Here is a 22,739-nt window from a genome sequence, read left to right on the forward strand (position 1 = left end):
CTCCTCACCGGGACGCCGCGGGGTGGGTCAGCCGGCGGCGCGGGCCGCCATGCGGGCCTTGCGGGCCGCGAGCTTCTCGTCGAACTTGGAGGCCTCGCTGTCCAGGCCGTTCATGTACAGACCCAGCTCGTCCTGGGCCTGGAGGCCCTCGGGGCCGAGCCCCTCGATCTGCAGGACCTTGAGGAAGCGCAGGACGGGCTGGAGCACGTCGTCGTGGTGGATGCGCATGTTGTAGATCTCGCCGATCGCCATCTGCGCCGCGGCCCGCTCGAAGCCCGGCATGCCGTGTCCGGGCATCCGGAAGTTCACGACCACGTCCCGCACGGCCATCATGGTCAGGTCCGGGGCGAGCTCGAAGGCCGCGCCCAGCAGGTTCCGGTAGAAGACCATGTGCAGGTTCTCGTCGGTGGCGATACGGGCCAGCATCCGGTCGCAGACCGGGTCGCCCGACTGGTGGCCGGTGTTCCGGTGCGAGATGCGGGTCGCGAGCTCCTGGAAGGCGACGTACGCCACGGAGTGCAGCATCGAGTGCCGGTTGTCGGACTCGAAGCCCTCGCTCATGTGCGACATCCGGAACTGCTCCAGCTTGTCCGGGTCGACGGCGCGCGAGGCCAGGAGGTAGTCGCGCATCACGATGCCGTGACGACCCTCCTCGGCGGTCCAGCGGTGCACCCAGGTGCCCCAGGCGCCGTCGCGCCCGAAGAGACTGGCGATCTCGTGGTGGTAGCTCGGGAGGTTGTCCTCGGTGAGCAGGTTGACGACGAGGGCGATCTTGCCGATCTCGGTGACCTTGGACTGCTTCGGGTCCCAGGCCTCGCCGTCCTCGAAGAAGCCGGGGAAGTTCCGGCCGTCGGACCACGGCACGTACTCGTGCGGCATCCAGTCCTTGGTGACCTTCAGGTGCCGGTTGAGCTCCTTCTCCACGACCTCTTCCAGCGCGTAGAGCAGGCGCGCGTCGGTCCACTCCGCCGAGCTGCCGAGGTGGGGAGAGGTGAGCGTCACGGGGACTCCTGGGGACGGAGAGAAGGGCATACGGGATTACCTACGGATTCGTAGGTTACGAGACCGTAGGTTAAGGCTCCGTAAGGCGTCGGCCAAGCCCGTTCGGACGATGTCCGATTACGTTCCGTTATGCGCGCTGCTCCGTGCGGGTGGTGGAGACGCAGGTCACGTCCCGGCAGGTCGCTCCCCGGTCACTCCTGGTCGTGTGCCCGGCTACTCAGAGCAGGTGGTCGGCCGCGCCGGCCTTCACCGCGGAGATCAGGGCGCGGAGCGCCTCCACCGAGTCGCTGACGTACTCGCCGGGGGCCAGGGTCGAGCCGATGTACGCCCGCCCGGAGTCGTCCAGGCCGAACCGGAAACAGTTCGCGCCCTCGCTGCAGAAGGCCTCGTCCCAGTCGATGGAGACGGCCGGTGGCGCGGCGGCGCCGGGCGGGGTGGCGGTGGGGGTGGCGGCGGTGTGGGGGGTGGTGAAGTTCATGGTGCGGCGGTCCTTCACAGATCCTGGGCGATGGTGCGTATGAACGCGTGCGAGTCGGTCGTGGACAGGGCGAGCCCGCGCAGCCGGTCCAGGAGCCCCCGGTAGCGGCGGAGCTGCATGTCGGCGTCGAGGAGGATCGAGCCGTGGGAGGAGTCGAGCTGCACGGTGTCGAGCTGCGGCACGGGCGCGGACACATAGGTGAACGACTGGCCCGCTCCCGGGAAACCCCCCGCCGCGAAGGGGATGACGCGGACGGTCACGGTGTCCCGCTCGGAGCGCGCCAGGATGTGCTCCAGCTGCGCGCGCGCGACCTTCGGCCCGCCGAACTGCATGCGCAGCGCCGCCTCGTGGATCACGGCCTCGTAGAGCACGGGCCGGTCCCGCTCCAGGACCTCCTGGCGGCGCAGCCGCAGGGCGAGGCGGGCCTCCAGGTCGGGCCCCGGGAGGGGCGGGACGGCGGTGTCGAAGACGGCCCGCGCGTGCTCCTCCGTCTGCAGGAGACCAGGGATGTGCGTGGTGACGGCACTCTGCAACTCCGAGGCGTGGAACTCCAGTTCCGCGATGTCGGTGAGGGCCGGCGGCAGCAGGCCGCGGTGCTCCTCCCACCAGCCGCGGTCCCGCTCCTGGGCGATGCCGGCGAGCAGGTCGACGAGTGCCGTGTCGGGACAGCCGTAGTTGAAGGCGAGGGTGCGGACGCGCTCGGCGCTGATGCCGAAGCGGCCCGATTCGATGTTGGGGATACGGGTGCGGTCGACGCCCAGGAGGGCGGCGGCCTGCTGCGCCGACATGCCCGACTGCTCGCGCAGTCGGCGTAGTTCGCTCCCGAGGCGCTGCTGGCGTGCGGTCGGGCTGCTCCTGGGTGGCACGCGCGATCTCCCCTTGCGTTGCGTGACGGCGGCGAACCCCGTGGATCGCCGTTTCGGCCGGAATGGCACGACTACCCGCAAGTAGTAGCACTGTGCTCCGCTCGTGCGCTACGGTCGGTAGCGCAAGTCTCACACGGGGCAACCGAATCCGTGTGTGCGTACCCCCCCAATGCGCAAGAAATGTGAGCAACCCGATGAAGGGCGCACTGCGTTGCCACCCGTCCGCCGTCGCGGCCGGGCCCATACCTCCCGCCACGGAGAACCTCAGCTACTCGATGCTCCTCCCCGGAGGCGCCTACTGCGCCGGACTCGCCCGCGAGTCGGTCAGCACCCTCCTGGCGCGCCACGGCCTCTCCGAGCTCTGTGAGACCGCCGCGCTCGCCACCTCGGAACTCGTCGCCGCCGCGTACCGCTTCACACCCGACCGCGAGATGATCCTCCGCGTCCGCTGGCAGTACGAGGCGCTGCGGATCGTGCTCTACGACCAGCACCCGGCCCACGCCTCGCCCACCACCGCCGAGGAATGCCGCGACCGCCGGAGCCGCAGCATGTGGCTGCTGGCCGCGGCGGTCGACGCGCACGGAGGCGACTGGGGCCTCGCCCCCGTACTGACACCGGGCGGCGGCACCAAGTCCTGGGCGTTACTGCACCGTTGAGCAACCGGCACTCTGCCCCACCTGGACCGCCCGCCGCCCCGTCCCGGCGGCCTACGCCCTGGCGGTCACTCCCCGCACCTCCTCCGCCGTCGTCGGTCGCAGCTCACCGTCGAGCAGCAGCCAGCGCGTGATGCCCAGCGACTCCAGGAACGCCACGTCGTGGCTCGCCACGATCAGCGCCCCCTCGTACGCGTCGAGGGCGGCCGTCAGTTTCCGGACCGACGCCATGTCCAGGTTGTTCGTCGGCTCGTCCAGCATCAGCAGCTGCGGAGCCGGCTCCGCCAGGAGCAGCGCCGCGAGCGTCGCCCGGAACCGCTCCCCGCCCGAGAGGGTGCCCACGGGCTGATCCGCCCGTGCCCCCCGGAACAGAAACCTCGCCAGCCTCGCCCTGATCGCGTTCCCCGTCGCCGTGGGCGCGAAGCGGGCCACGTTCTCCACCACGCTCAGCCCGTCGTCGAGGACGTCGAGCCGCTGCGGCAGGAAGCGGAGCGGTACCCGCGCGTCCGCCTCGCCCGACAGCGGCTCCATCTCCCCCGCGATCGTCCGGAGCAGCGTCGTCTTGCCGGCGCCGTTCCGGCCGACGAGCGCGATCCGCTCCGGACCACGCAGCGCGAACTCGCCGCCGACCCGGGCCCCGTACCGCAGCTCAAGCTCACGCAGGAACAGCACCTCACGACCCGGCGGCACCGAGGTGCGGGGCAGTTCGACGCGGATCTCGTCGTCGTCCCGCACCGCCTCCACCGCCGCGTCGAGCCGCTCCTTCGCCTCGGACAGACGCTCCGTGTGCAGGGTGCGGTGCTTCCCGGCCGCGACCTGGGCATCGCTCTTGCGGCCGTTCGCCACGATCTTCGGCACGACCTTGTTGTCGTAGCTCTTCTGTGCGAACCGCTTACGGCGCGCCAACTTCGTCTGCGCGTCGCTCAGTTCACGCTTCTGGCGCTGGACGTCCGCCTCGGCGACCCGCACCATCCGCTCCGCCGCCTCCTGTTCGGCGGCGAGCGCCGTCTCGTACGCCGACCAGGGGCCGCCGTACCAGGTGACCTCGCCGTCCCGCAGGTCGGCGATCTGGTCGACGCGCTCAAGGAGTTCACGGTCGTGGCTGACCACGACCAGGACCCCGGACCAGCCCTCCACTGCCTCGTACAGACGGGCTCGGGCGTGCCGGTCCAGATTGTTCGTCGGCTCGTCGAGCAGCAGGACGTCCGGCCGGGCCAGCAGCAGCGCCGCGAGGCGCAGCAGGACGGACTCGCCGCCCGAGACCTCGCCGACGGTCCGGTCGAGACCGACGGCCGAGAGCCCCAGCTGGTCGAGGGTGGCGCGGGCGCGCTCCTCGACGTCCCAGTCGTCGGCGAGCGCGGTGAAGTGCTCCTCGGCCGGATCGCCCGCCTCGATGGCGTGCAGCGCGGCACGCTTCGCCGCGATGCCGAGAATCTCGTCGACCCGCCGCGAGGTGTCCAGGACGACGTTCTGCGGGAGGTGTCCGAGCTCACCCGTGACGCGGACCGTCCCCTCCGCAGGGGACAGCTCGCCCGCGAGCAGCTTCAGCAGGGTCGACTTGCCGGAGCCGTTGAGCCCGACGAGCCCGGTACGGCCGGGGCCGACCGTGAGGCGGAAGTCGTCGAAGACCTCGGTGCCGTCCGGCCAGGAGAAGGAGAGAGAAGAGCAGGTGAGAAAAGTAGGGTGATGCGCCATGGAGGCCTCCCGGTTGCGCTGGCGCGAGCATGGATGGGCGACGCGAGAACACCGGGGCGCGGGCAGTCGAAAGAACGGCTCGTACGCCGAGGTCGAGAACGGCACACGCGGCACAGGGGGCACGCGCGGCGCGGTGTCTCGCAACCTCAGACGAGCAACGTCCTTCTCCGATCAACGACAACAAGGTCAGGTACGACCGTACGACGTGGGCCTGACGGGGGCAAACGAATTAAGGGTGCTCGCGCAGGAGCTCCGCCAGGTCGTGGTCCCAGTCCAGGTAGTCGCGCTCGCTCCCGGCCGGCACCAGGTGCTCCGAGCGCGCCAGGAAACGGCGCAGCTCCGAGGTCCGGACGTGGACCATCGCCACCCCTTCCGGGGCGTGGAACTCGACGACCGTGCGGTCGTACCCGTACGGGCGCAGGCGGACGTCGCCGACCCCCGCCGGGCGGTCGACGCCCTGGACGAGCAGCTCTCGGGCGAAGGCCCAGGAGACCTCGACGCCCTCCAGGGTCGCCGGTGGCGGGAAGGCCATGCTCACGGCGTACGGGTCCTCGCGGTCGTACCGCAGGGTGGCGGGGACCGTCTCCATCCGGGGGGCGGATGCGACCAGACGGGCCTGGACGGACTGCTCGATGACGGCGGGCAAGACCGGCTCCTCTCGCGCGGGTTTCGGATCCTGTGCGTCTCCCCGACACCAGGGCACCTCACACAAGGGAAGACGAGCGGCGCGGCCGGAACGTGCACTCCGGAACCACGTGACCTGCGTCACCGATCCGGAGCGTCCGAGGTCAGCGCCGCTCGGCGTCGTCGTCGTCCGGCTCGGCGCAGGGGCCCGAGTGGTCGCAGTACGGCTGGTTCGCGGAGGCGCCGCAGCCGCACAGCATCACCCGGGTCTCGTGCCGGTCCCCGTACGGGCCGGCCACGAGCAGGTCCCCGCGCAGAACGAGCTGGCCGGAGGGGGTGCGGCGCACAGAGGTGGGGGAGTCCGGGGGCTCGGCGGCGGCCTCCGCGGGGTGGTGGTGGTACTGGAGCGCCCCCGACGGACAGCGCCGGATCACCTCGGCGACGAGGCCGGGATCGGCGGCGTCGGGCAGCACCCACGGGCGCCGGGACAGATCGAAGACCTCGGGCAGACCGCGTACGCACTCGGCCGCGTGCAGACAGCGACGTGGCTCGAAAGTGACGGTGATGCCCTCGCCGTCGTACTCCTTGAGCCTCGGCTTCTCCTCGGCCGGCGCACGCTCGTCCGCACGCTCGCGATCGCTCACGCGTCCCAGCCTAGGCCCTGTCGTCACACTCCCGCCTGCCCTGCGGGCGGACGACGGGAGTGTGACGACAGGACTAGGAACGCCCGGGCGGGTGCGCACCCGGGGAGGCTCCCGCGGACTTCGCGGCGTGCCCGGGGAGGCACTCTGGACGGGGACCGGCCGGGGGCACTAGCTTCCGGCGCCATGACGTCCATGGGGAAGACGAGACGAATGATGTCGGTGGGGCTGATCGGGGCGGCGCTCGCGCTGAGCCTGGCGGCCCCGGCGCGCGCCGGGGAGACCCCCACGGCGGCGGCCGGCTGGCAACTGACACCGACCGGCACCGACGCCCGCTTCCGCGGGCTCGCGGCGGTCGACCGCAGGACCGCCTGGGCCGCGGGCTCCAAGGGCACGGTGCTGCGCACCACGGACGGCGGCCGGAGCTGGCGAAACGTCTCGCCACCCGGTGCGGGCGAGCTCGAGTTCCGCGACGTCGAGGCCTTCGACGCCCGCCGGGCCGTCGTCCTGGCCATCGGGGAGGGCGAGGCCTCGCGCCTGCTGCGCACCGAGGACGGCGGCGCCACCTGGACCGAGTCCTTCCGGAACACCGACCCGCGCGCCTTCTACGACTGCGTCACCTTCTTCGACCGGCGGCACGGACTCGCCATGAGCGACCCCGTCGACGGGAAGTACCGCATCCTCTCCACCAGCGACGGAGGCCGCTCCTGGCGGGTGCTGCCGAGCGCCGGGATGCCGGACGCGCTCCCCGGCGAGGCCGGCTTCGCCGCGAGCGGCCAGTGCCTGGTGTCCTCCGGACCCCGGGACGTCTGGCTCGCGACGGGCGGCGGCGCCACGGCCCGCGTGCTCCACTCCGCGGACCGGGGGCTGACCTGGACCGCGACCGCCACGCCGATCCCCGCCGGGGACCCGGCCCGGGGTGTCTTCGGCCTCGCTTTCCGGGACCGCACGCACGGCATCGCGGTCGGCGGCGACTACCGCAAGGACCAGCCGTCCCCGCGGGCCGCCGCCGTGACGAGGGACGGGGGCCGCACCTGGCACGCCTCGGACGCGCCGCCGCCGGCCTACCGCTCCGGCGTCGCCTGGCTCCCGCACAGCAGGACGGCCGCACTCGCCGTCGGCCCGACCGGCACGGACCTGACGACCGACGGCGGCCGCACCTGGCGCACGCTCGACACCGGCTCGTACGACACCGTGGACTGCACGAACGACGGCTCGTGCTGGGCCTCCGGAGAGAAGGGCAGGATCGCCCGCCTCGGCCACGGCTAGGACCTGTCCGGTCGATCAGGGTCGGCAAGGCCGCGCCGGCCGCCGCGGCCACGGCCACGATCGACCGGACAGGTCCGAGAGGTCGGCCGGCTGTCGGCGTCGGCCGGCCATCGGCGTCGGACAGGCCCTTCGGCCCGCGGCCGGGAGCCACCGCCCCGGCCGCGGTCAGGAGGGCAGCTGCTCCCGGTACGCGGCGAGTTCGTCGGCCGTCTTCGTCGCGTAGAACTCCGTGATCCGGTACGCGCACACGCCCTCGGCGCTGAACGGGTCGGCCGCCGCGATCTCCTCGATCTCCGCGCGGCCGACCCCGGCGGCCAGGATCACCCCGCCGTCACGCGGGTTCTTGCGCCCCGAGGCGATGAACACCCCGGCGGCGTACTGCTCGTCCAGCCACTCGATGTGCGCGTCGAGCAGCGCGTCCACCCGCTCGACGGGCGCGGTGTAGGTCAACTCCAGTACGAACATGATCGCCAGGCTACCCGGCACCCGGCGGACCCCGGCCAGGCGTTCCGGCCCTCGCAACGGGGGCCGTAAGGTGGCTGGCACCATGACGATCATCGGCGTTCCGGCGGACTGGCCCGCCGACGAGGACACCGCACGGCACGTCCAGCGGGAACTGCGCGGGCGGATCGTGCTCGACGAGCCCGGGCCGCCCGTCGGCGAAGGACACGTCACCGGACTCGACGTGGCCTACGACGACGAGCGCGACCTCGTCGCCGCCGCGGCCGTCGTCCTCGACGCCCGCACCCTCGACGTGGTCGAGGAGGCCACGGCGGTCGGCCGCGTCTCGTTCCCCTACGTCCCCGGGCTGCTCGCCTTCCGCGAGATCCCGACCGTGCTCGCCGCACTCGGCTCGCTGACCGCCGACCCCGGCCTGCTCGTCTGCGACGGCTACGGCCTCGCCCACCCCCGCCGCTTCGGCCTCGCGAGCCATCTCGGGGTGCTCACCGGACGGCCGTCCATCGGCGTCGCCAAGAACCCCTTCACCTTCTCGTACGGGCAACCCGGCCCCGCACGCGGCGACTTCGCCCCGCTCCTCGCCGAGGGCGAGGAGGTGGGACGGGCCCTGCGCACCCGGCACGGGGTGAAGCCGGTCTTCGTCTCCGTGGGCCACCGGATCTCCCTCGACAACGCCTGCGCCCACACCCTGCACCTCGCCCCGCGCTACCGCATCCCCGAGACCACCCGCCACGCCGACGCGCTCTGCCGCAGCGCCCTGAAGGAGGCGCTCGGCGAACCCGGCGAGGGAGTCGAGGGGCTCAGGAAGCTCTGAGTACGCGTACGGATGCCGGAGCCCGGCGCGGCCCGGCATAGTGGGGTTCATGACAACACCCCATTCCCCGTACGCCCCCGCCGTCCGGAGCCGCGTGTGATCGGACGGCTGCGGAGCCTGGTGCTCGACTGCCCGGACGCGCGGGAACTCGCCGAGTTCTACCGCCAGTTGATCGGGGGTCAGGTGGAGAGCCCGGAGGCCCGGTGGGCCGTCGGCGAGGGCTCCGCCGTGCTGCGCGGCGAGCGGGGCCGTCCGGTGCTCACCTTCCAGAGCGTGGCCGACCACCGGCCGCCCGTCTGGGGCGCGCCCGAGCAGCAGTTCCACCTCGACGTGCGGGTCGAGGACCTGGGCGCCGCCCACGAGGCCGTCCTCGCGCTCGGGGCCGTACCGCTCGACGGCGGGCGGGGTGACGCGGCCTGGCGGGTCTACGCCGACCCGGCCGGTCACCCCTTCCGTCTCGTACGGCTCTGAGGCCGGGGCCGCCCGTCCGAACCCGGGTCCGCCCGTTCGAGGACGGTTCCGGCCAGCGCGGCCCCGCGGCCCCGCGCCGTCGTGCGGATCGGCTCAGCCCCGGTGCGCCACCCGGAAGCCGATGCCCGCCGCGCGGAGCCGCTCGATCAGCGCGTCGCCCATCGCGACCGCCGTCGTCACCTGGCCCGCCGTCTTCGGCAGGGCGTCGAAGGCCAGGCAGAGCGCCGACTCGGCGAGCATCTTGGCCGTCTCGCCGTACCCCGGGTCGCCGCCGGACACCTCGGTGAACACCCGCCTCCCGCCGCCCTCGCCGACGAACCGCACCGAGAACCAGCTGCGGGCACGCCGCTCCTCCGTCGGTCCCTCGCCCGGACGGTAGCGGTCCATCAGCCAGCGCCGTACCGGCGGGAGTTGGGCCGCGGCCACGCCCGCGCCGACGGCCGCCGTGCCGCCGAGGGCCATCGGGAGCGTCTTCACGGAGGCGTAGTGGCGGTAGCGGAAGTCCGGGCCGTACCGGTCGAGGGCGGCGGCCGAGCGGGCCACGACCTGTGGGTCGAGCGTCGGCAGCGGCAGGGCCCAGGTGCCCGTCTCCCGGCTGAAGCGGGGGGCGCCCAGCGGCGCCCGGGCCCGCCGTCCCACCAGCCTCGGCGCGTACAGGCGCCGCTCGCGGGCGGCCTCAAGGACCTGCCGGCCGCGGCCGAGCGCGGTGAGCGCCGAGGCGAACGTGCCGCCGGAGAAGGTGGCGCCGACCCGTACGAAGCCGTCGACGCGGAGCGGCACGTCCGCCGGGAGCTGCTGGACGGTGAAGTACGCGCCCAGGTCGTGGGGTACGGAGTCGAAGCCGCAGGCGTGCACGATCCGGGCCCCGGTCTCACGGGCGCGCGCGTCGTGGCGCACGTACATGAGGTCCACGAACTCGGCCTCGCCCGTCAGGTCGACGCAGTCCGTGCCGGCCTCCGCGCAGGCGGCGACCAGGCCCTCCCCGTACCAGACGTAGGGGCCGACGGTCGTCGCCACCACCCGCGTCGACTCGGCGAGCGCGCGCAGCGCGTCCGGATCGCCGGCGTCGGCGACGAGCAGAGGCAGCTCCGCGCAGTGCGGCCACCGGGCGGCGAGCCGCTCGCGCAGCGCCGTGAGCCCGGTGCGGCTCCGGCCGGCGAGCGCCCAGCGGCACTCGGCGGGGGCGTGCTCGGCCAGGTACGCGGCGGTGAGCTCGCCGACGAAGCCGGTGGCCCCGAAGAGCACGACGTCGTACGCCCGCCCGGCCTCGTCCCGGCCCGCGGAACCGGCCTCGTCCCGGCCCACGGAACGGGGTCGGTCAGCGGCTCCCGAGCCGTCCCCGGCCGGCCCTCCGCTTGCGGCACCGTGCTCCGCGTGTCCCACGCCGTCCCCCGTTCCCGTGCCGTCCGCCGCGTCCCCCGGGTCCGCTCCGGCCCCGTGTCCCGCGCCCGCCCCTGTCTCCATACAGCCCCTCGTTTCGGCCGTACCGCGCCGCCGCGCGCGGTTGTCGTCGGCGGAGAATAGCGGAACTCGGCACCGAAGCGATTTCCAAGCGCTTGCTCGGCTCGGGGGCTTGTGCCGAGTGGAACACGTTCCTAGCATCTCCGGTGTTACATCATTGGTGTCACACACTCCTGGGGGCTCGATGAGCACGACCCACACCGCCCGGAACGGCCCGCTCGCCGGGGTGCGCGTGGTCGAACTGGCCGGCATCGGCCCCGGCCCCTTCGCCGCGATGCTCCTGGCCGACCTCGGCGCGGACGTCGTGCGGGTCGACCGCCCCGGCGGCGCCGGCCTGGGCATCGACCCGGCCGTCGACCTCACCAACCGCAACAAGCGCTCCGTCCTCGTCGACCTCAAGGCCGAGGACGGGCCCGCCACCGTGCTCGACCTCGTCGCCCGCGCCGACGTCCTCGTCGAGGGCTACCGCCCCGGCGTCGCCGAACGCCTCGGCGTCGGCCCCGAGGCCTGCCTCGCCCGCAACCCCCGGCTCGTCTACGGCCGGATGACCGGCTGGGGCCAGGACGGGCCGCTCGCCAGGGCCGCGGGGCACGACATCGGGTACATCGCGATCACCGGTGCCCTCGGCATGATCGGACCCGACCCGGACGGCCCGCCCACCGTCCCCGCCAACCTCGTCGGCGACTACGCGGGCGGCTCCCTCTACCTCGTCATCGGCGTCCTCGCCGCCCTCCAGCACGCGCGCACGCACGGCGAGGGCCAGGTCGTCGACGCCGCCATCGTCGACGGCACCGCCCACCTCACCACCATGATCCACGGCATGCTCGCGGCCGGCGGCTGGCAGGACCGCAGGGGGGTCAACCTCCTCGACGGCGGCTGCCCCTTCTACGGGGTCTACGAGACCTCCGACGGCGGCCACATGGCGGTCGGCGCCCTGGAGGGACAGTTCTACGCGGAGTTCGCCCGCCTCCTCGGCATCGAGGAGGCCGCCGCCCTGCGCGGCGACCTCGCCCGCTGGCCCGAACTGCGCGCGGCCGTCGCCGAGCGCTTCCGGAGCCGTACCCGCGAGGAGTGGACGTCCGTCTTCGAGGGCACCGACGCCTGCGTCTCCCCGGTCCTCTCGCTCCGCGAGGCCCCCGCCCATCCGCACCTCGCGGCCCGCGGCACCTTCGCCGAGCACTCCGGCCTCACCCAGCCCGCGCCCGCACCCCGCTTCTCCGTCACCCCCGGCACCCTCCGCACGGGCCCCGCCCTGCCCGGTGCCGACACAGCCGAGGTCGCCCACGACTGGGCCGTACCCGCCCTCGGGAATGCGGCCCCGACCGCGACCGCAGCGGCTGCCCCGGCCCCGGCCCCGACCCCGCCCCTGACTCCGCCGACTCCGACCCAGGAGACCGAAGCATGAAGCGTCAGCTCTACACCGCCGACCACGAGGCCTTCCGGGCGACCGTCCGCACCTTCCTGGAGAAGGAGGTCCTGCCGCACTACGAGCAGTGGGAGAAGGACGGCATCGTCTCCCGCGAGGTCTGGCTCGCCGCCGGACGCCAGGGGCTGCTCGGGCTCGCGGTCGACGAGGAGTACGGCGGCGGGGGCAACCCCGACTTCCGCTACGGGGCCGTCCTCGCCGAGGAGTTCACCCGGGCCGGCGCCCCCGGACTCGCCATCGGCCTGCACAACGACATCATCGGCCCGTACCTCACCTCGCTCGCCACCGACGAACAGAAGCGGCGCTGGCTGCCCGGCTTCTGCTCCGGCGAGACCGTCACCGCCATCGCCATGACCGAACCCGGCGCCGGCTCCGACCTCCAGGGCATCCGCACCACCGCCGAGGACCACGGCGACCACTGGATCCTCAACGGCTCCAAGACCTTCATCTCCAACGGCATCCTGGCCGACCTCGTGATCGTCGTCGCCCGGACCACCCCGGAGGGCGGCGCGCACGGGCTTTCCCTCCTCGTCGTCGAGCGCGGTGCCGAGGGCTTCGAGCGCGGCCGCAACCTCGACAAGATCGGCCAGAAGTCCCAGGACACCGCCGAGCTCTTCTTCCACGACGTCCGCGTCCCCAAGGAGAACCTGCTCGGCGAGCTCAACGGCGCCTTCCTGCACCTGATGACCAACCTCGCCCAGGAGCGCCTGGCCATCGCCGTCGCCGGCATCGCCGGGGCCGAGCACCTCCTGGAGATCACCAGCCGGTACGTCAAGGAGCGCGAGGCCTTCGGCCGGCCGATCGCCAAGCTCCAGCACGTCCGCTTCGAGATCGCCGAGATGGCCACCGAGTGCGCCGTCACCCGGACCTTCGTCGACCGCTGCGTCGAGGAGCACGCGAGCGGCTCCCTGGACGCTGTCCACGCCTCCATGGCCAAGTGGTGGGCGACCGAGCTGCAGAAGCGCGTCGCCGACCGCTGTCTGCAACTGCACGGCGGATACGGCTACATGAGCGAATTCCCGGTCGCCCGCGCCTACACGGACGGCCGGATCCAGACCATCTACGGCGGCACCACCGAGATCATGAAGGAGATCATCGGCCGCTCCCTCCTCGGCTGACGCCGTCCCCCTCCCGCTCGACCACCCTCATCGCGAAAGGCTTTACGTGAGCACCGAAGCGTACGTGTACGACGCGATCCGCACCCCGCGCGGACGCGGCAAGGCCAACGGCTCCCTGCACGGCACCAAGCCGATCGACCTGGTCGTCGGCCTCATCCGGGAGATCCAGGCCCGTCACCCCGGGCTCGACCCGGCGGCCGTCGACGACATCGTCCTCGGCGTCGTCGGCCCGGTCGGCGACCAGGGCTCCGACATCGCCCGGATCGCCGGCATCGCCGCGGGCCTCCCCGACACCGTCGCCGGCGTCCAGGAGAACCGCTTCTGCGCCTCCGGCCTCGAAGCGGTCAACATGGCCGCGATGAAGGTCCGCTCCGGCTGGGAGGACCTCGTGCTCGCCGGCGGCGTCGAGTCCATGTCGCGGGTGCCCATGGCCTCCGACGGCGGCGCCTGGTTCGCCGACCCGATGACCAACCTGGAGACCAACTTCGTCCCGCAGGGCATCGGCGCCGACCTCATCGCCACCATCGAGGGCTTCAGCCGCCGCGACGTCGACGAGTACGCCGCGCTCTCCCAGGAGCGGGCCGCCGCCGCCGTCAAGGACGGCCGCTTCGCCCGCTCGATCATCCCCGTGAAGGACCGCGCCGGACTCACCGTCCTCGACCACGACGAGTTCCTGCGCCCCGGCACCACCGCCGACTCCCTCGCCCGCCTCAAGCCCTCCTTCGCCGACATCGGCGAGCTGGGCGGCTTCGACGCCGTCGCCCTGCAGAAGTACCACTGGGTCGAGGAGATCGACCACGTCCACCACGCGGGCAACTCCTCCGGCATCGTCGACGGCGCCTCCCTCGTCGCCATCGGCTCGAAGGAGGTCGGCGAGCGGTACGGACTGACCCCGCGCGCCCGGATCGTCTCCGCCGCCGTCTCCGGCTCCGAGCCGACCATCATGCTCACCGGCCCCGCCCCGGCCACCCGCAAGGCCCTCGCCAAGGCCGGCCTCACCATCGACGACATCGACCTGGTCGAGATCAACGAGGCCTTCGCGGCCGTCGTCCTGCGCTTCGTCAAGGACATGGGCCTCTCGCTGGACAAGGTCAACGTCAACGGCGGCGCCATCGCGCTGGGCCACCCGCTCGGCGCCACCGGCGCGATGATCCTCGGCACCCTCGTCGACGAGCTGGAGCGCCAGGACAAGCGCTACGGCCTGGCCACCCTCTGCGTGGGCGGCGGCATGGGCATCGCCACCATCGTCGAGCGCGTCTGACGGTCCCGTCCGAACCCCTCTTCACGGATCCACGGAGAAGCAGAGACATGAGCGAGAGCACCACCATCCGCTGGGAGCAGGACGCGACCGGGATCGTCACCCTCGTCCTCGACGACCCGAACCAGTCCGCCAACACCATGAACCAGGCCTTCCGGGCCTCGATCACCGCGATCGCCGACCGCCTGGAGGCCGAGCAGGACTCGGTCCGCGGCATCATCTACACCTCCGCGAAGAAGACCTTCTTCGCGGGCGGCGACCTCAAGGACATGGTCCAGGCGGGCCCCGAGCACGCCCAGGACATCTTCGAGGGCGCCCTGGAGATGAAGGGCGCGCTGCGCCGCATCGAGACCCTCGGCAAGCCCGTCGTCGCCGCCCTCAACGGCGCGGCCCTCGGCGGCGGCTACGAGATCGCGCTCGCCTCGCACCACCGCGTCGCGCTCGACGCCCCCGGCTCCAAGATCGGCCTCCCCGAGGTCACCCTCGGCCTGCTGCCGGGCGGCGGCGGCGTCACCCGCACCGTACGCCTCATGGGCATCACCGACGCCCTGCTCAAGGTGCTGCTCCAGGGCACCCAGTACACCCCGAAGCGCGCCCTCGACAACGGCCTCGTCCACGAGGTGGCCGCCACTCCCGAGGAGATGATGGCCAAGGCCATCGCCTTCATCGACGCGCACCCCGAGTCCCGTCAGCCCTGGGACGTCGCCGGCCACCGGATCCCCGGCGGCACCCCGTCCAACCCGAAGTTCGCCGCCAACCTGCCGGCCTTCCCCGCCAACCTGCGCAAGCAGCTGAACGGCGCGCCCTACCCGGCGCCCCGCGCCATCATGGCCGCCGCCGTCGAGGGCTCCCAGGTCGACTTCGAGACCGCGAGCACCATCGAGAGCCGGTACTTCACCGAGCTGGTCGTCGGGCAGACCGCGAAGAACATGATCCAGGCGTTCTTCTTCGACCTCCAGGCCGTGAACTCGGGCGCGAGCCGCCCGAAGGGCGTCGAGAAGCGGCAGGTCCGCAAGGTCGCCGTCCTCGGCGCCGGCATGATGGGCGCCGGCATCGCGTACTCCTGCGCCCGCGCCGGCATCGAGGTCGTCCTCAAGGACGTCTCCGCCGAGTCGGCGGCGAAGGGCAAGGCGTACTCCGAGAAGCTCTGCGCCAAGGCCGTCGCCCGGGGCCGCACCACCCAGGAGAAGGCCGACGCGCTCCTCGCCCGCATCACCGCGACCGACGACGTCCAGGCCCTGGCCGGCTGCGACGCCGTGATCGAGGCGGTCTTCGAGGACACCTCGCTCAAGCACAAGGTCTTCCAGGAGATCCAGCACGTCGTCGCCCCCGACGCCCTCCTGTGCTCCAACACCTCGACCCTCCCGATCTCCGTCCTCGCCGAGGGCGTGGAGCGCCAGGCCGACTTCATCGGCCTGCACTTCTTCTCGCCCGTCGACAAGATGCCGCTCGTCGAGATCATCAAGGGCGAGCGCACCGGCGACGAGGCCCTGGCCCGCGCCTTCGACCTGGTCCGGCAGATCAACAAGACGCCGATCGTCGTCAACGACTCGCGGGGCTTCTTCACCTCCCGCGTCATCGGCCACTTCATCAACGAGGGCGTCGCCATGGTCGGCGAGGGCATCGAGCCCGCCTCGATCGAGCAGGCAGCCGCACAGGCCGGCTACCCGGCGAAGGTCCTCTCCCTCATGGACGAGCTGACCCTGACCCTCCCGCGCAAGATCCGCAACGAGACGAAGAAGGCGGTCGAGGAGGAGGGCGGCACCTGGACCACCCACCCGGGCGAGGCCGTCATCGACCGCATGGTCGACGAGTTCGGCCGCCCCGGCCGCAGCGGCGGCGCGGGCTTCTACGACTACGCGGAGGACGGCAAGCGCGGCGGGCTCTGGCCGGGCCTGCGCGAGCACTTCACGAAGCCGGGATACGAGATCCCCTTCCGCGACATGCAGGAGCGGATGCTGTTCTCCGAGGCGCTGGACACCGTCCGGCTCCTGGAGGAGGGCGTCCTGACCTCGGTCGCCGACGCCAACATCGGCTCCATCATGGGCATCGGCTTCCCGGCCTGGACCGGCGGCGTGCTCCAGTACGTCAACGGCTACGAGGGCGGTGTCGCCGGCTTCACGGCCCGCGCCCGCGAACTGGCGGAGACGTACGGCGAGCGCTTCACCCCGCCGGCCCTCCTCGTCGAGAAGGCCGAGCGCGGCGAGGTCTTCACCGACTCCTGAACGCGGCGCGCAGCTCCTCGCGGAGCGAGCGCTGGAAGGCAGTGACCAGGGCCTGGACCACCATCGGCTGCATATGGGCCGAGAGCGACCGCATGGCGCTCAGGTGGTCCGGGTCCTCGGCGCTCTCCCGGTACGGGTTCCACACCTCGTCCCGGAAGAGCCGGGAGAGCTCCTGGGCGGCGGAGCGCGCGTGCTCCACGAGGACCGTGCGGGAGGCGAGGATCGTCTCGTGCTCGATCGGCACGTCGAGCAGCTCGACCCCGAGCCGCAGCAGCGTCCCGTCGAGCCGGAAGGCCTCGCTCCCCTCGATCGGCTCCAGCACGCCCATCGCGGCGAGCCGCTCGACGTCCTGCCCGGTCAGGGCCCGCCCGGCCCGCCGCTCCAGCTCGCGCAGCGTGATCTCCTCGGCGGACTCGGGCGCCCAGGAGGCCACCAGGGCCCGGTGGATGGCCAGGTCCTGCTCGCTGAGGTCGGCCGGCAACTGCTCCAGGTACCGCTCGATCGCGGCCAGCGTCATGCCCTGCCGCTGCAACTCCTCGATGAGCGCGAGCCGCGCCAGGTGCCCGGCCCCGTAGTGCCCCACCCGCCGCGCACCGATCACGGGCGGCGGCAACAGCCCCCGCGTCCCGTAGAACCGCACGGTCCGCACCGTCACCCCGGCCCGCGCGGCCAGCTCGTCGACCGTATACCTCGGCTCGTGCTCCTCGTCGCTCACTTGGACAGTATTGCTGTCTCACCAGGACTGTAAAAGACCCGCGACCCTTGTCAGTGGCTGCCCGTAGCGTGATCGACATGAACGGGATCACGTACGTCCAGGGCGACGCGACCGCCCCCCTCGGCGAGGGCGTCAGGATCATCGCCCACGTCTGCAACGACGCCGGCGTTGGGGCAGAGGCTTCGTCGTCGCGCTCACGCGCCGCTGGCCCGAGCCGGAGAGGGCCTTCCGGCAGTGGCACCGCGACCGGGCGGGGAACGACTTCGGGCTGGGCGCCGCCCAGTTCGTGCGGGTCGACCCCGACACGTGGGTGGCCAACCTCGTGGGCCAGCACGGGATACGGACGGTCCGCAACCAGGCCGTGCCCGTGCGGTACGGGGCGATCGACACCGCGCTCGGGCTGCTCGGCGACCGGGCGGCCCAGCTCGGCGCGTCCGTCCACATGCCGCGGATCGGCTGCGGGCTGGCGGGCGGTACCTGGGACGAGATCGGACCGTTGGTCGAGCGCAGGCTGGTGGACCGGGGGATACCGGTCACCGTGTACGACTTCGACGCGTAAGGGGCGTCGGGGCGGGGCATCGCCGACGTCGTGGGCGGTGGGGACTAGAGTCGGCGGCTGTTCGAATCGGGGGAACGGCAACAGGGGAGTCGGATGTACGTGCAACTCAGGGAGACGGCCGACGAGTTGGCTCGTGTCCTGTGGCGGGAGCACACCGTGTACCGGGAGCGGGGCGGTGGGGTGGTCATCCGGGGCGAGCACGTGCGCCGCTGGATCAGTCTCGCGCCGACCGGGGGCAAGGACCGGGCGCTGCTGCGCGCCGGGCGGATCCTCGACGGGGGGACCACCGCGCCGGCCCGGAGCGAGGTCGTGGTCGATCTGACGGCCGGGACGTCGGAGCTGGCGACGATCTGCCGGCGACTGCTCGCCGACGTCGCGGCCGGCGCCGACACGCCCCTCGGGCCGTCCCGCGCGGGACGGCCCGAGGAGAAGGCGAAGGGGAAGAAGGGGAAGAAGGGGAAGGCGGGCAGGCCCGGCAAGCGGGCGGAGCCGGGGCGACCCCGCAGATCGCGGCACACGAGCCCCGGCTCCTGGTTCGTCCTGCTCTGCGTCGCCGGAGTCCTCGGCGTCTGGCTGTACAGCCTCTTCGGCCGGGCCGGGTACTAGGCCCTGGGGCTACTGCCGGCCGCCGGTCCGGATCAGGAGCCGGTGACCGGGTAGTGGTCGGAGAGGTTGGTGTACGTGTAGCGCGTGCCCCAGCTGGTGACCGTCCACGGGGCGCTCTGCTCCAGGACCACGTGGTTGGTCCAGCCGGCGGGGCGGGCGTTCCCGGCGCGGTGGAGGACGTAGTCGAGGTCCTCGCGCGGGTCGTCCGGGTAGCGCTCGGAGGCGATCGAGTTCAGCTCGGTGTCGAAGGAGTACGGGTGGCCGGTGCGGGCGTCGGCCCCCGTCAGGCCCGCGTCGGCGAGCATCGTGCCGTACTCGGGCGTGTGCGAGTCGACGTTCATGTCGCCCGCGACGATCACCTGCTCGTTCGCCGGGATGTTCTTGGCGTCGAGGAAGGCGTCCATCGCCTTGAACTGGCGGCTGCGCATCTGTGCCGCCTCGCCCGCCGAGCAGCCCGGGTCGGTGGACTGCGCGTGGGTGCCGACGACGTGGACGCGGGTGCCGTTCACGTCGAGGACGGTGTAGACGAAGCCCTTGTTCGAGTACCAGTCGGCGCCGCAGGCGTCCTTGTAGACGTACTGCTCCTTGCGGACGATCGGCCACTTGCTGAAGATCGTCACCCCGCCGTCCTCGGGCGTGGTGGCCGAGTAGGCGCCGCTGGTGGCGTCCCAGCCCGTCTTGGACCGACCCATGACGGGCGTCTGGTGCGGGTACTGCGCGGCGGCGTTCGCCTTGAGCGCGTCGGAGGAGGAGTTGTCGAAGGCCTCCTGGATCACGACGACGTCCTGCCCCTGGAAGAAGGAGGCGGCGGGTATCGCCTTGGCCCGGTGGTCCTGTCCCCAGTTCGGGTACAGCGTCTTGGAGAAGAGGAAGGCGTTGTACGAGAGCACCTTGAGGCGCGGGGTCTCGGCGGTCGCCGCGGAGGCGGCGGCTCCGGCGGCCGGTGCGGTGGCCGCCAGGGTGGCGCCGGCGAGCGCGAGCGAGAGGGCGGCGCCGGAGGCGCGGCGGAGCGCGGCGAAGGACACAGGAACTCCCATGGTGACGTGGGGGGTTGGACTGGCGCCGCACATACAATCAGCCGTGGTTACCTTCCGGTAGCCTTTGGGTGCCGGGAATCTTGCCGATCTCGCACAAGCGCGCCAACTCTCCTCCCGGTGTCTGAATTGTCCTTATTTGGACCAGGTAGAATGCGCGCATGACCCTCGCCAATAACCCCACTGTCTTCGAAATGGACCTTGGTCCCCTCAACCCCGTCTGGGCCGAGCTCATTCTCGGCGTGGTGTTGTTCGCGCTCACCTTCCTGATCCTGGCCAAGGGGATCCTGCCGAAGATCCGCCGCACGCTCGACGAGCGTGAGGACGCCATCGACGGCGGCACCGAGCGCGCCGACGACCTGCGCTCCGAGGCCACCCAGATCCGTGAGCAGTACGAGTCGGAGCTCGCCGAGGCCCGCCACGAGGCCGCCCGCATCCGCTCCGCCGCCATCGAGGAGGGCTCGGCCGCCATCGCCGCCGCCCGCGCCGAGGGCAGCGCCGAGCGCGACGCCATCCTCGCCGCCGGTGCCGAGAAGATCGCCGCCGAGCGCGCCGCCGCCGAGCGTGAGCTCACCGCCGACGTCGACGCCTGGGCGCACGCCCTCGCGGCCCGCATCGTCGGCGAGCCGGTCGGGGCCGACCGCTCCTGACCCATCCGGTCCTCGCGAAGGGGCCGTCGCCCGGGCAGCAGTACACCTGCCCGGGCGGCGGCCCCTTCGTCGTGCGGCGGGGTGCAGCCTGGAAGTGTGAGACCGGTCGCCCACGGCCGGACGTACGAGGAGAGCGACCGCATGAGCCACCCGCAGGAGCCCGCCGCCCGGACCCCGGCCGACGACCCCGCGCCCCCGCCCGTCGGCGGCGTGCTGTGGAGCGTCGCCGGGGACGTCCGGGCGCTCCTGATGCTGCCCGCCGCCCTCACCATGCAGGTCGCCCACCCCGCGATCGGTGCCGGCGTCGACGAGCACTCCGTCTTCCGCACCGACCCCTGGGGCCGCGGCGAGCGCTCCCTGCGTTCGGTCCAGCTCTGGGTGTACGGAGGCGAGGCCGCCGCCGAGGAGGGCCGCCGGCTCCGCCGGCTGCACCGCGACATCCAGGGCACCGACGCCCACGGCCGCGCGTACCACGCCCTCACCCCCGCCTGCTACTCGTGGGTGCACGCGACCGGCTTCCCCGTCTACCGGTACGGGCTCGGCCTCCTCGTCCGCCCCCTCACCGACGCCCAGGAGCGGCAGCTGTACGCCGAGTGGCTCCAGGTCGGCCGCGTCCTCGGCATCCACGACCGGGACATGCCCCAGACGATCGAGGAGTTCTGGCCGTACTACCGGAAGATCCTGGCCGACGAGCTGGAGGCGACCGTCGTCGTCCGGGAGCTGCTCGACCCCGACCTGCCGGTGCCCGCCCCGGACCGGGGCCCGCTGCCCCTCCGCCTCGCCCTCCGGCTCCTCTGGCCCGTGCTCCGCCGCCCGTTGCTGCGGCTGAGGGCCTTCCTCACCGTGGGCCTGATGCCACCGGACGCCCGCGAGGCCATCGGCCTGGAGTGGACGGACGCGCAGGAGCGCGCGCTGCGCCGGTTCGCCCGGGTCGTCCGGACCGTGGTGCCCGTCCTGCCCGAGCGGCTGCGCTACCTCCCCCTGGCCCGGCAGGCGCGCAGGGCCGCCCGCCGCGCGAAGCGCTGACGCACGGCCCCCGGCCCGGCTCAGTGCTTGTCGTGGCCCTTGTGCTCGTCGTGCTCGTGGACCGTGTTCGTCGCCGCGATCTTCTTCCACGACTTCGGCTGCACGGGCTTGGGAGCCGCCGACCGGGCCTCCGACCGCGCGGCGGGACCGGACGCCGGCGCGGCCGCCTCGGGCGCGGACAGACCGGCCGCGGCCGCCGTCGACGCGGCCGGCTTCGACGGCTGGTACAGCCACGTGTCGAAGAGCCCGGCCAGCGGCTTGCCGGAGACCCGCTCCGCGTACCGCACGAAGTCGCCCACGCGCGCGTTGCCGTAGGCGAACTCCTGCGGCCAGCCCTTCAGGATCGCGAAGAAGTCCTCGTCGCCGATCTCGTTGCGCAGGGCCTGGAGCGCCAGCGCACCCCGGTCGTAGACGGCGATGTGGAACTGGTTCTCCGCGCCAGGGTCACCCGGCTTGACCGTCCAGAACGGGTCCTCGGCCGTCCGCGTGGCGTACACGTAGTCCGCCAGCTCCTGGGCCGTGCCCTCGCCCTCCTTCTCCGACCACAGCCACTGGCTGTAGCGGGCGAAGCCCTCGTTGACCCAGATGTCCTTCCAGTCCCGGACGGACACGCTGTCGCCGTACCACTGGTGGGCCAGCTCGTGGACGACGACCGACACGTTCGCGCCGTTGGCGAACTGCCGTGGGCTGTAGAACGGACGGGTCTGCGTCTCCAGGGCGAAGCCGCTCGTCACGTTCGGCACGTACCCGCCGAGGGCGTTGAAGGGGTACGGTCCGAAGACCCCCTCCAGCCACTCCGCGACCTCGGTCGTGCGCTCGATCGAGGCGCGCGCCGCGCCCGCGTTGTCGCCGAGGTCCTTGCTGTACGCGTTGAGGACGGGCAGTCCGTTGGCCGTCCTGTCCGTGGTGATGTCGAACTTGCCGACGGCGAGCGTGGCCAGGTACGTGGCCTGCGGCTTGTTCGAGCGCCAGTTGAAGCGCGTCCAGCCGAGCCGCGAGGACTGCGACTGGAGCACGCCGTTGCTGATGGCCTGGGTGCCGTCCGGCACCGAGACGGAGACGTCGAAGGTCGCCTTGTCCAGCGGGTGGTCGTTGGACGGGAACCACCAGACGGCGGAGTCCGGCTCCTGCGCGGCGACGCCGCCGTCCGGGGTGCGGGCCCAGGCCGACCAGCCGTCGATCCTGAACTCGGAGGGCTTGCCCGCGTAGCGGACGACGACCGAGACCGCCTTGTTCTTCTCCAGCGGGACGGCCGGGGTCACCTCCAGCTCGTGGTCGCCCGAGGTGGCGAACTTCGCGAGGCGCCCGTTCACCCGGACCTCGCTGACCTTCAGGCCGAGGTCCAGGTTGAAGCGGGACAGGTTCTGCTTCGCCGTGGCGACGATCGTCGCCGTGCCTTCGAGCAGATCCGTCTCCGGCTGGTACTTCAGCCGCAGGTCGTAGTGGGAGACGTCGTAGCCGCCGTTGCCGCTGGCGGGGTAGTAGGAGTCGCCGATGCCCGGGGCCCCGGGAGAGAAGTCGGCCGCCGATGCCGGGATCGCCAGCAGCAGGGAGGCCGCGAGGGCGCTCGGAACGATGATTCTGCGGTGCAAGGGTGCTCCCCAAGTCATAAGAAACGTAAGACGCGCGGATGGTCGTCGGTCCTTAACCGGGACCCTATTCAGCCCGCCGACGCACCGTCACGTCCAG

General features: G+C 72.5%; 22 protein-coding genes and 1 pseudogene. 12 read left to right on the top strand and 11 right to left on the bottom strand.

Annotated features, from left to right (window positions below):
• Window positions 1–27: 27 nt before the first annotated feature.
• The 3 genes from ACF08F_RS17505 to ACF08F_RS17515 form a co-directional block, all read right to left on the bottom strand.
• On the bottom strand, window positions 28–1,002 hold the full coding sequence (locus ACF08F_RS17505; protein WP_150264674.1) for an acyl-ACP desaturase: 975 nt from the start codon (window positions 1,000–1,002) through the stop codon (window positions 28–30).
• 217 nt (window positions 1,003–1,219) lie between these two features.
• Window positions 1,220–1,480 (bottom strand): hypothetical protein, encoded by a 261-nt coding sequence (locus tag ACF08F_RS17510; protein WP_392299369.1) that lies wholly within the window; start codon window positions 1,478–1,480, stop codon window positions 1,220–1,222.
• A gap of 14 nt (window positions 1,481–1,494) precedes the next feature.
• On the bottom strand, window positions 1,495–2,346 hold the full coding sequence (locus ACF08F_RS17515) for a helix-turn-helix domain-containing protein (protein ID WP_392299370.1): 852 nt from the start codon (window positions 2,344–2,346) through the stop codon (window positions 1,495–1,497).
• A 182-nt stretch (window positions 2,347–2,528) separates the two neighbouring features.
• Here ACF08F_RS17515 and ACF08F_RS17520 point away from each other — a divergent pair, with 182 nt between their 5' ends.
• Window positions 2,529–3,002, top strand: coding sequence for an ATP-binding protein (locus ACF08F_RS17520; RefSeq protein WP_392299371.1), 474 nt, complete (start codon window positions 2,529–2,531; stop codon window positions 3,000–3,002).
• Window positions 3,003–3,053: 51 nt separating this feature from the next.
• Here ACF08F_RS17520 and ACF08F_RS17525 read toward each other — a convergent pair whose 3' ends face one another.
• The 3 genes from ACF08F_RS17525 to ACF08F_RS17535 form a co-directional block, all read right to left on the bottom strand.
• Window positions 3,054–4,694, bottom strand: a complete 1,641-nt coding sequence (locus tag ACF08F_RS17525) for an ABC-F family ATP-binding cassette domain-containing protein (protein ID WP_392299372.1) — start codon at window positions 4,692–4,694, stop codon at window positions 3,054–3,056.
• A 229-nt stretch (window positions 4,695–4,923) separates the two neighbouring features.
• Window positions 4,924–5,340 (bottom strand): SsgA family sporulation/cell division regulator, encoded by a 417-nt coding sequence (locus ACF08F_RS17530; protein WP_392299373.1) that lies wholly within the window; start codon window positions 5,338–5,340, stop codon window positions 4,924–4,926.
• A gap of 142 nt (window positions 5,341–5,482) precedes the next feature.
• Entirely contained in the window at window positions 5,483–5,962 is a 480-nt protein-coding gene (locus tag ACF08F_RS17535) for a (4Fe-4S)-binding protein (protein ID WP_392299374.1), read from the bottom strand.
• 183 nt (window positions 5,963–6,145) lie between these two features.
• Here ACF08F_RS17535 and ACF08F_RS17540 point away from each other — a divergent pair, with 183 nt between their 5' ends.
• On the top strand, window positions 6,146–7,228 hold the full coding sequence (locus ACF08F_RS17540; protein WP_392299375.1) for a WD40/YVTN/BNR-like repeat-containing protein: 1,083 nt from the start codon (window positions 6,146–6,148) through the stop codon (window positions 7,226–7,228).
• 165 nt (window positions 7,229–7,393) lie between these two features.
• Here ACF08F_RS17540 and ACF08F_RS17545 read toward each other — a convergent pair whose 3' ends face one another.
• Window positions 7,394–7,693 (bottom strand): YciI family protein, encoded by a 300-nt coding sequence (locus ACF08F_RS17545; protein ID WP_392299376.1) that lies wholly within the window; start codon window positions 7,691–7,693, stop codon window positions 7,394–7,396.
• Between the two features lie 82 nt (window positions 7,694–7,775).
• Between ACF08F_RS17545 and ACF08F_RS17550 the strand changes: the two genes are divergently transcribed.
• Both ACF08F_RS17550 and ACF08F_RS17555 read left to right on the top strand, forming a co-directional pair.
• Window positions 7,776–8,501: an endonuclease V gene (locus ACF08F_RS17550; protein ID WP_392299377.1), complete on the top strand. Its 726-nt coding sequence runs from the start codon at window positions 7,776–7,778 to the stop codon at window positions 8,499–8,501.
• Between the two features lie 96 nt (window positions 8,502–8,597).
• Window positions 8,598–8,972 (top strand): VOC family protein, encoded by a 375-nt coding sequence (locus tag ACF08F_RS17555; RefSeq protein WP_392299378.1) that lies wholly within the window; start codon window positions 8,598–8,600, stop codon window positions 8,970–8,972.
• A 93-nt stretch (window positions 8,973–9,065) separates the two neighbouring features.
• Here ACF08F_RS17555 and ACF08F_RS17560 read toward each other — a convergent pair whose 3' ends face one another.
• On the bottom strand, window positions 9,066–10,277 hold the full coding sequence (locus tag ACF08F_RS17560) for a saccharopine dehydrogenase family protein (RefSeq protein WP_392299379.1): 1,212 nt from the start codon (window positions 10,275–10,277) through the stop codon (window positions 9,066–9,068).
• A gap of 340 nt (window positions 10,278–10,617) precedes the next feature.
• On the opposite strand from ACF08F_RS17560, the gene ACF08F_RS17565 reads away from it, so the two are divergent.
• The 4 genes from ACF08F_RS17565 to ACF08F_RS17580 are packed head-to-tail and all read left to right on the top strand — an operon-like array spanning window position 10,618 to window position 16,460.
• Window positions 10,618–11,838 (top strand): CaiB/BaiF CoA transferase family protein, encoded by a 1,221-nt coding sequence (locus ACF08F_RS17565; protein ID WP_392299380.1) that lies wholly within the window; start codon window positions 10,618–10,620, stop codon window positions 11,836–11,838.
• Window positions 11,835–12,977, top strand: a complete 1,143-nt coding sequence (locus tag ACF08F_RS17570; RefSeq protein ID WP_392299381.1) for an acyl-CoA dehydrogenase family protein — start codon at window positions 11,835–11,837, stop codon at window positions 12,975–12,977. Before ACF08F_RS17565 ends, ACF08F_RS17570 begins: the two co-directional genes overlap by 4 nt.
• Before the next feature lie 46 nt (window positions 12,978–13,023).
• Window positions 13,024–14,238 (top strand): acetyl-CoA C-acetyltransferase, encoded by a 1,215-nt coding sequence (locus ACF08F_RS17575; protein WP_392299382.1) that lies wholly within the window; start codon window positions 13,024–13,026, stop codon window positions 14,236–14,238.
• Between the two features lie 47 nt (window positions 14,239–14,285).
• Window positions 14,286–16,460, top strand: coding sequence for a 3-hydroxyacyl-CoA dehydrogenase NAD-binding domain-containing protein (locus ACF08F_RS17580; RefSeq protein WP_392299383.1), 2,175 nt, complete (start codon window positions 14,286–14,288; stop codon window positions 16,458–16,460).
• On the opposite strand, the gene ACF08F_RS17585 is transcribed toward ACF08F_RS17580, so the two are convergent.
• Entirely contained in the window at window positions 16,447–17,175 is a 729-nt protein-coding gene (locus ACF08F_RS17585; RefSeq protein WP_392299384.1) for a MerR family transcriptional regulator, read from the bottom strand. The two genes, ACF08F_RS17580 and ACF08F_RS17585, sit on opposite strands and share 14 nt — an antisense overlap.
• Before the next feature lie 77 nt (window positions 17,176–17,252).
• On the opposite strand from ACF08F_RS17585, the pseudogene ACF08F_RS17590 reads away from it, so the two are divergent.
• A pseudogene (locus ACF08F_RS17590) lies at window positions 17,253–17,734 on the top strand (macro domain-containing protein).
• 93 nt (window positions 17,735–17,827) lie between these two features.
• Entirely contained in the window at window positions 17,828–18,340 is a 513-nt protein-coding gene (locus ACF08F_RS17595) for a hypothetical protein (RefSeq protein WP_392299385.1), read from the top strand.
• A 32-nt stretch (window positions 18,341–18,372) separates the two neighbouring features.
• Here the strand turns inward: ACF08F_RS17595 and sph are convergent, their stop codons facing one another.
• Window positions 18,373–19,377 (bottom strand): sphingomyelin phosphodiesterase, encoded by a 1,005-nt coding sequence (gene sph / locus ACF08F_RS17600; protein WP_392299386.1) that lies wholly within the window; start codon window positions 19,375–19,377, stop codon window positions 18,373–18,375.
• Between the two features lie 158 nt (window positions 19,378–19,535).
• On the opposite strand from sph, the gene ACF08F_RS17605 reads away from it, so the two are divergent.
• Complete coding sequence (locus ACF08F_RS17605) at window positions 19,536–20,024, top strand: hypothetical protein (protein ID WP_392299387.1); 489 nt, start codon at window positions 19,536–19,538, stop codon at window positions 20,022–20,024.
• 141 nt (window positions 20,025–20,165) lie between these two features.
• Window positions 20,166–21,050: an oxygenase MpaB family protein gene (locus ACF08F_RS17610; protein WP_392299533.1), complete on the top strand. Its 885-nt coding sequence runs from the start codon at window positions 20,166–20,168 to the stop codon at window positions 21,048–21,050.
• Window positions 21,051–21,070: 20 nt separating this feature from the next.
• On the opposite strand, the gene ACF08F_RS17615 is transcribed toward ACF08F_RS17610, so the two are convergent.
• On the bottom strand, window positions 21,071–22,642 hold the full coding sequence (locus ACF08F_RS17615; protein ID WP_392299388.1) for a M1 family metallopeptidase: 1,572 nt from the start codon (window positions 22,640–22,642) through the stop codon (window positions 21,071–21,073).
• Between the last annotated feature and the right edge of the window lie 97 nt (window positions 22,643–22,739).

The organism is Streptomyces sp. NPDC015130, from assembly GCF_043080005.1.
Lineage (GTDB): Bacteria > Actinomycetota > Actinomycetes > Streptomycetales > Streptomycetaceae > Streptomyces.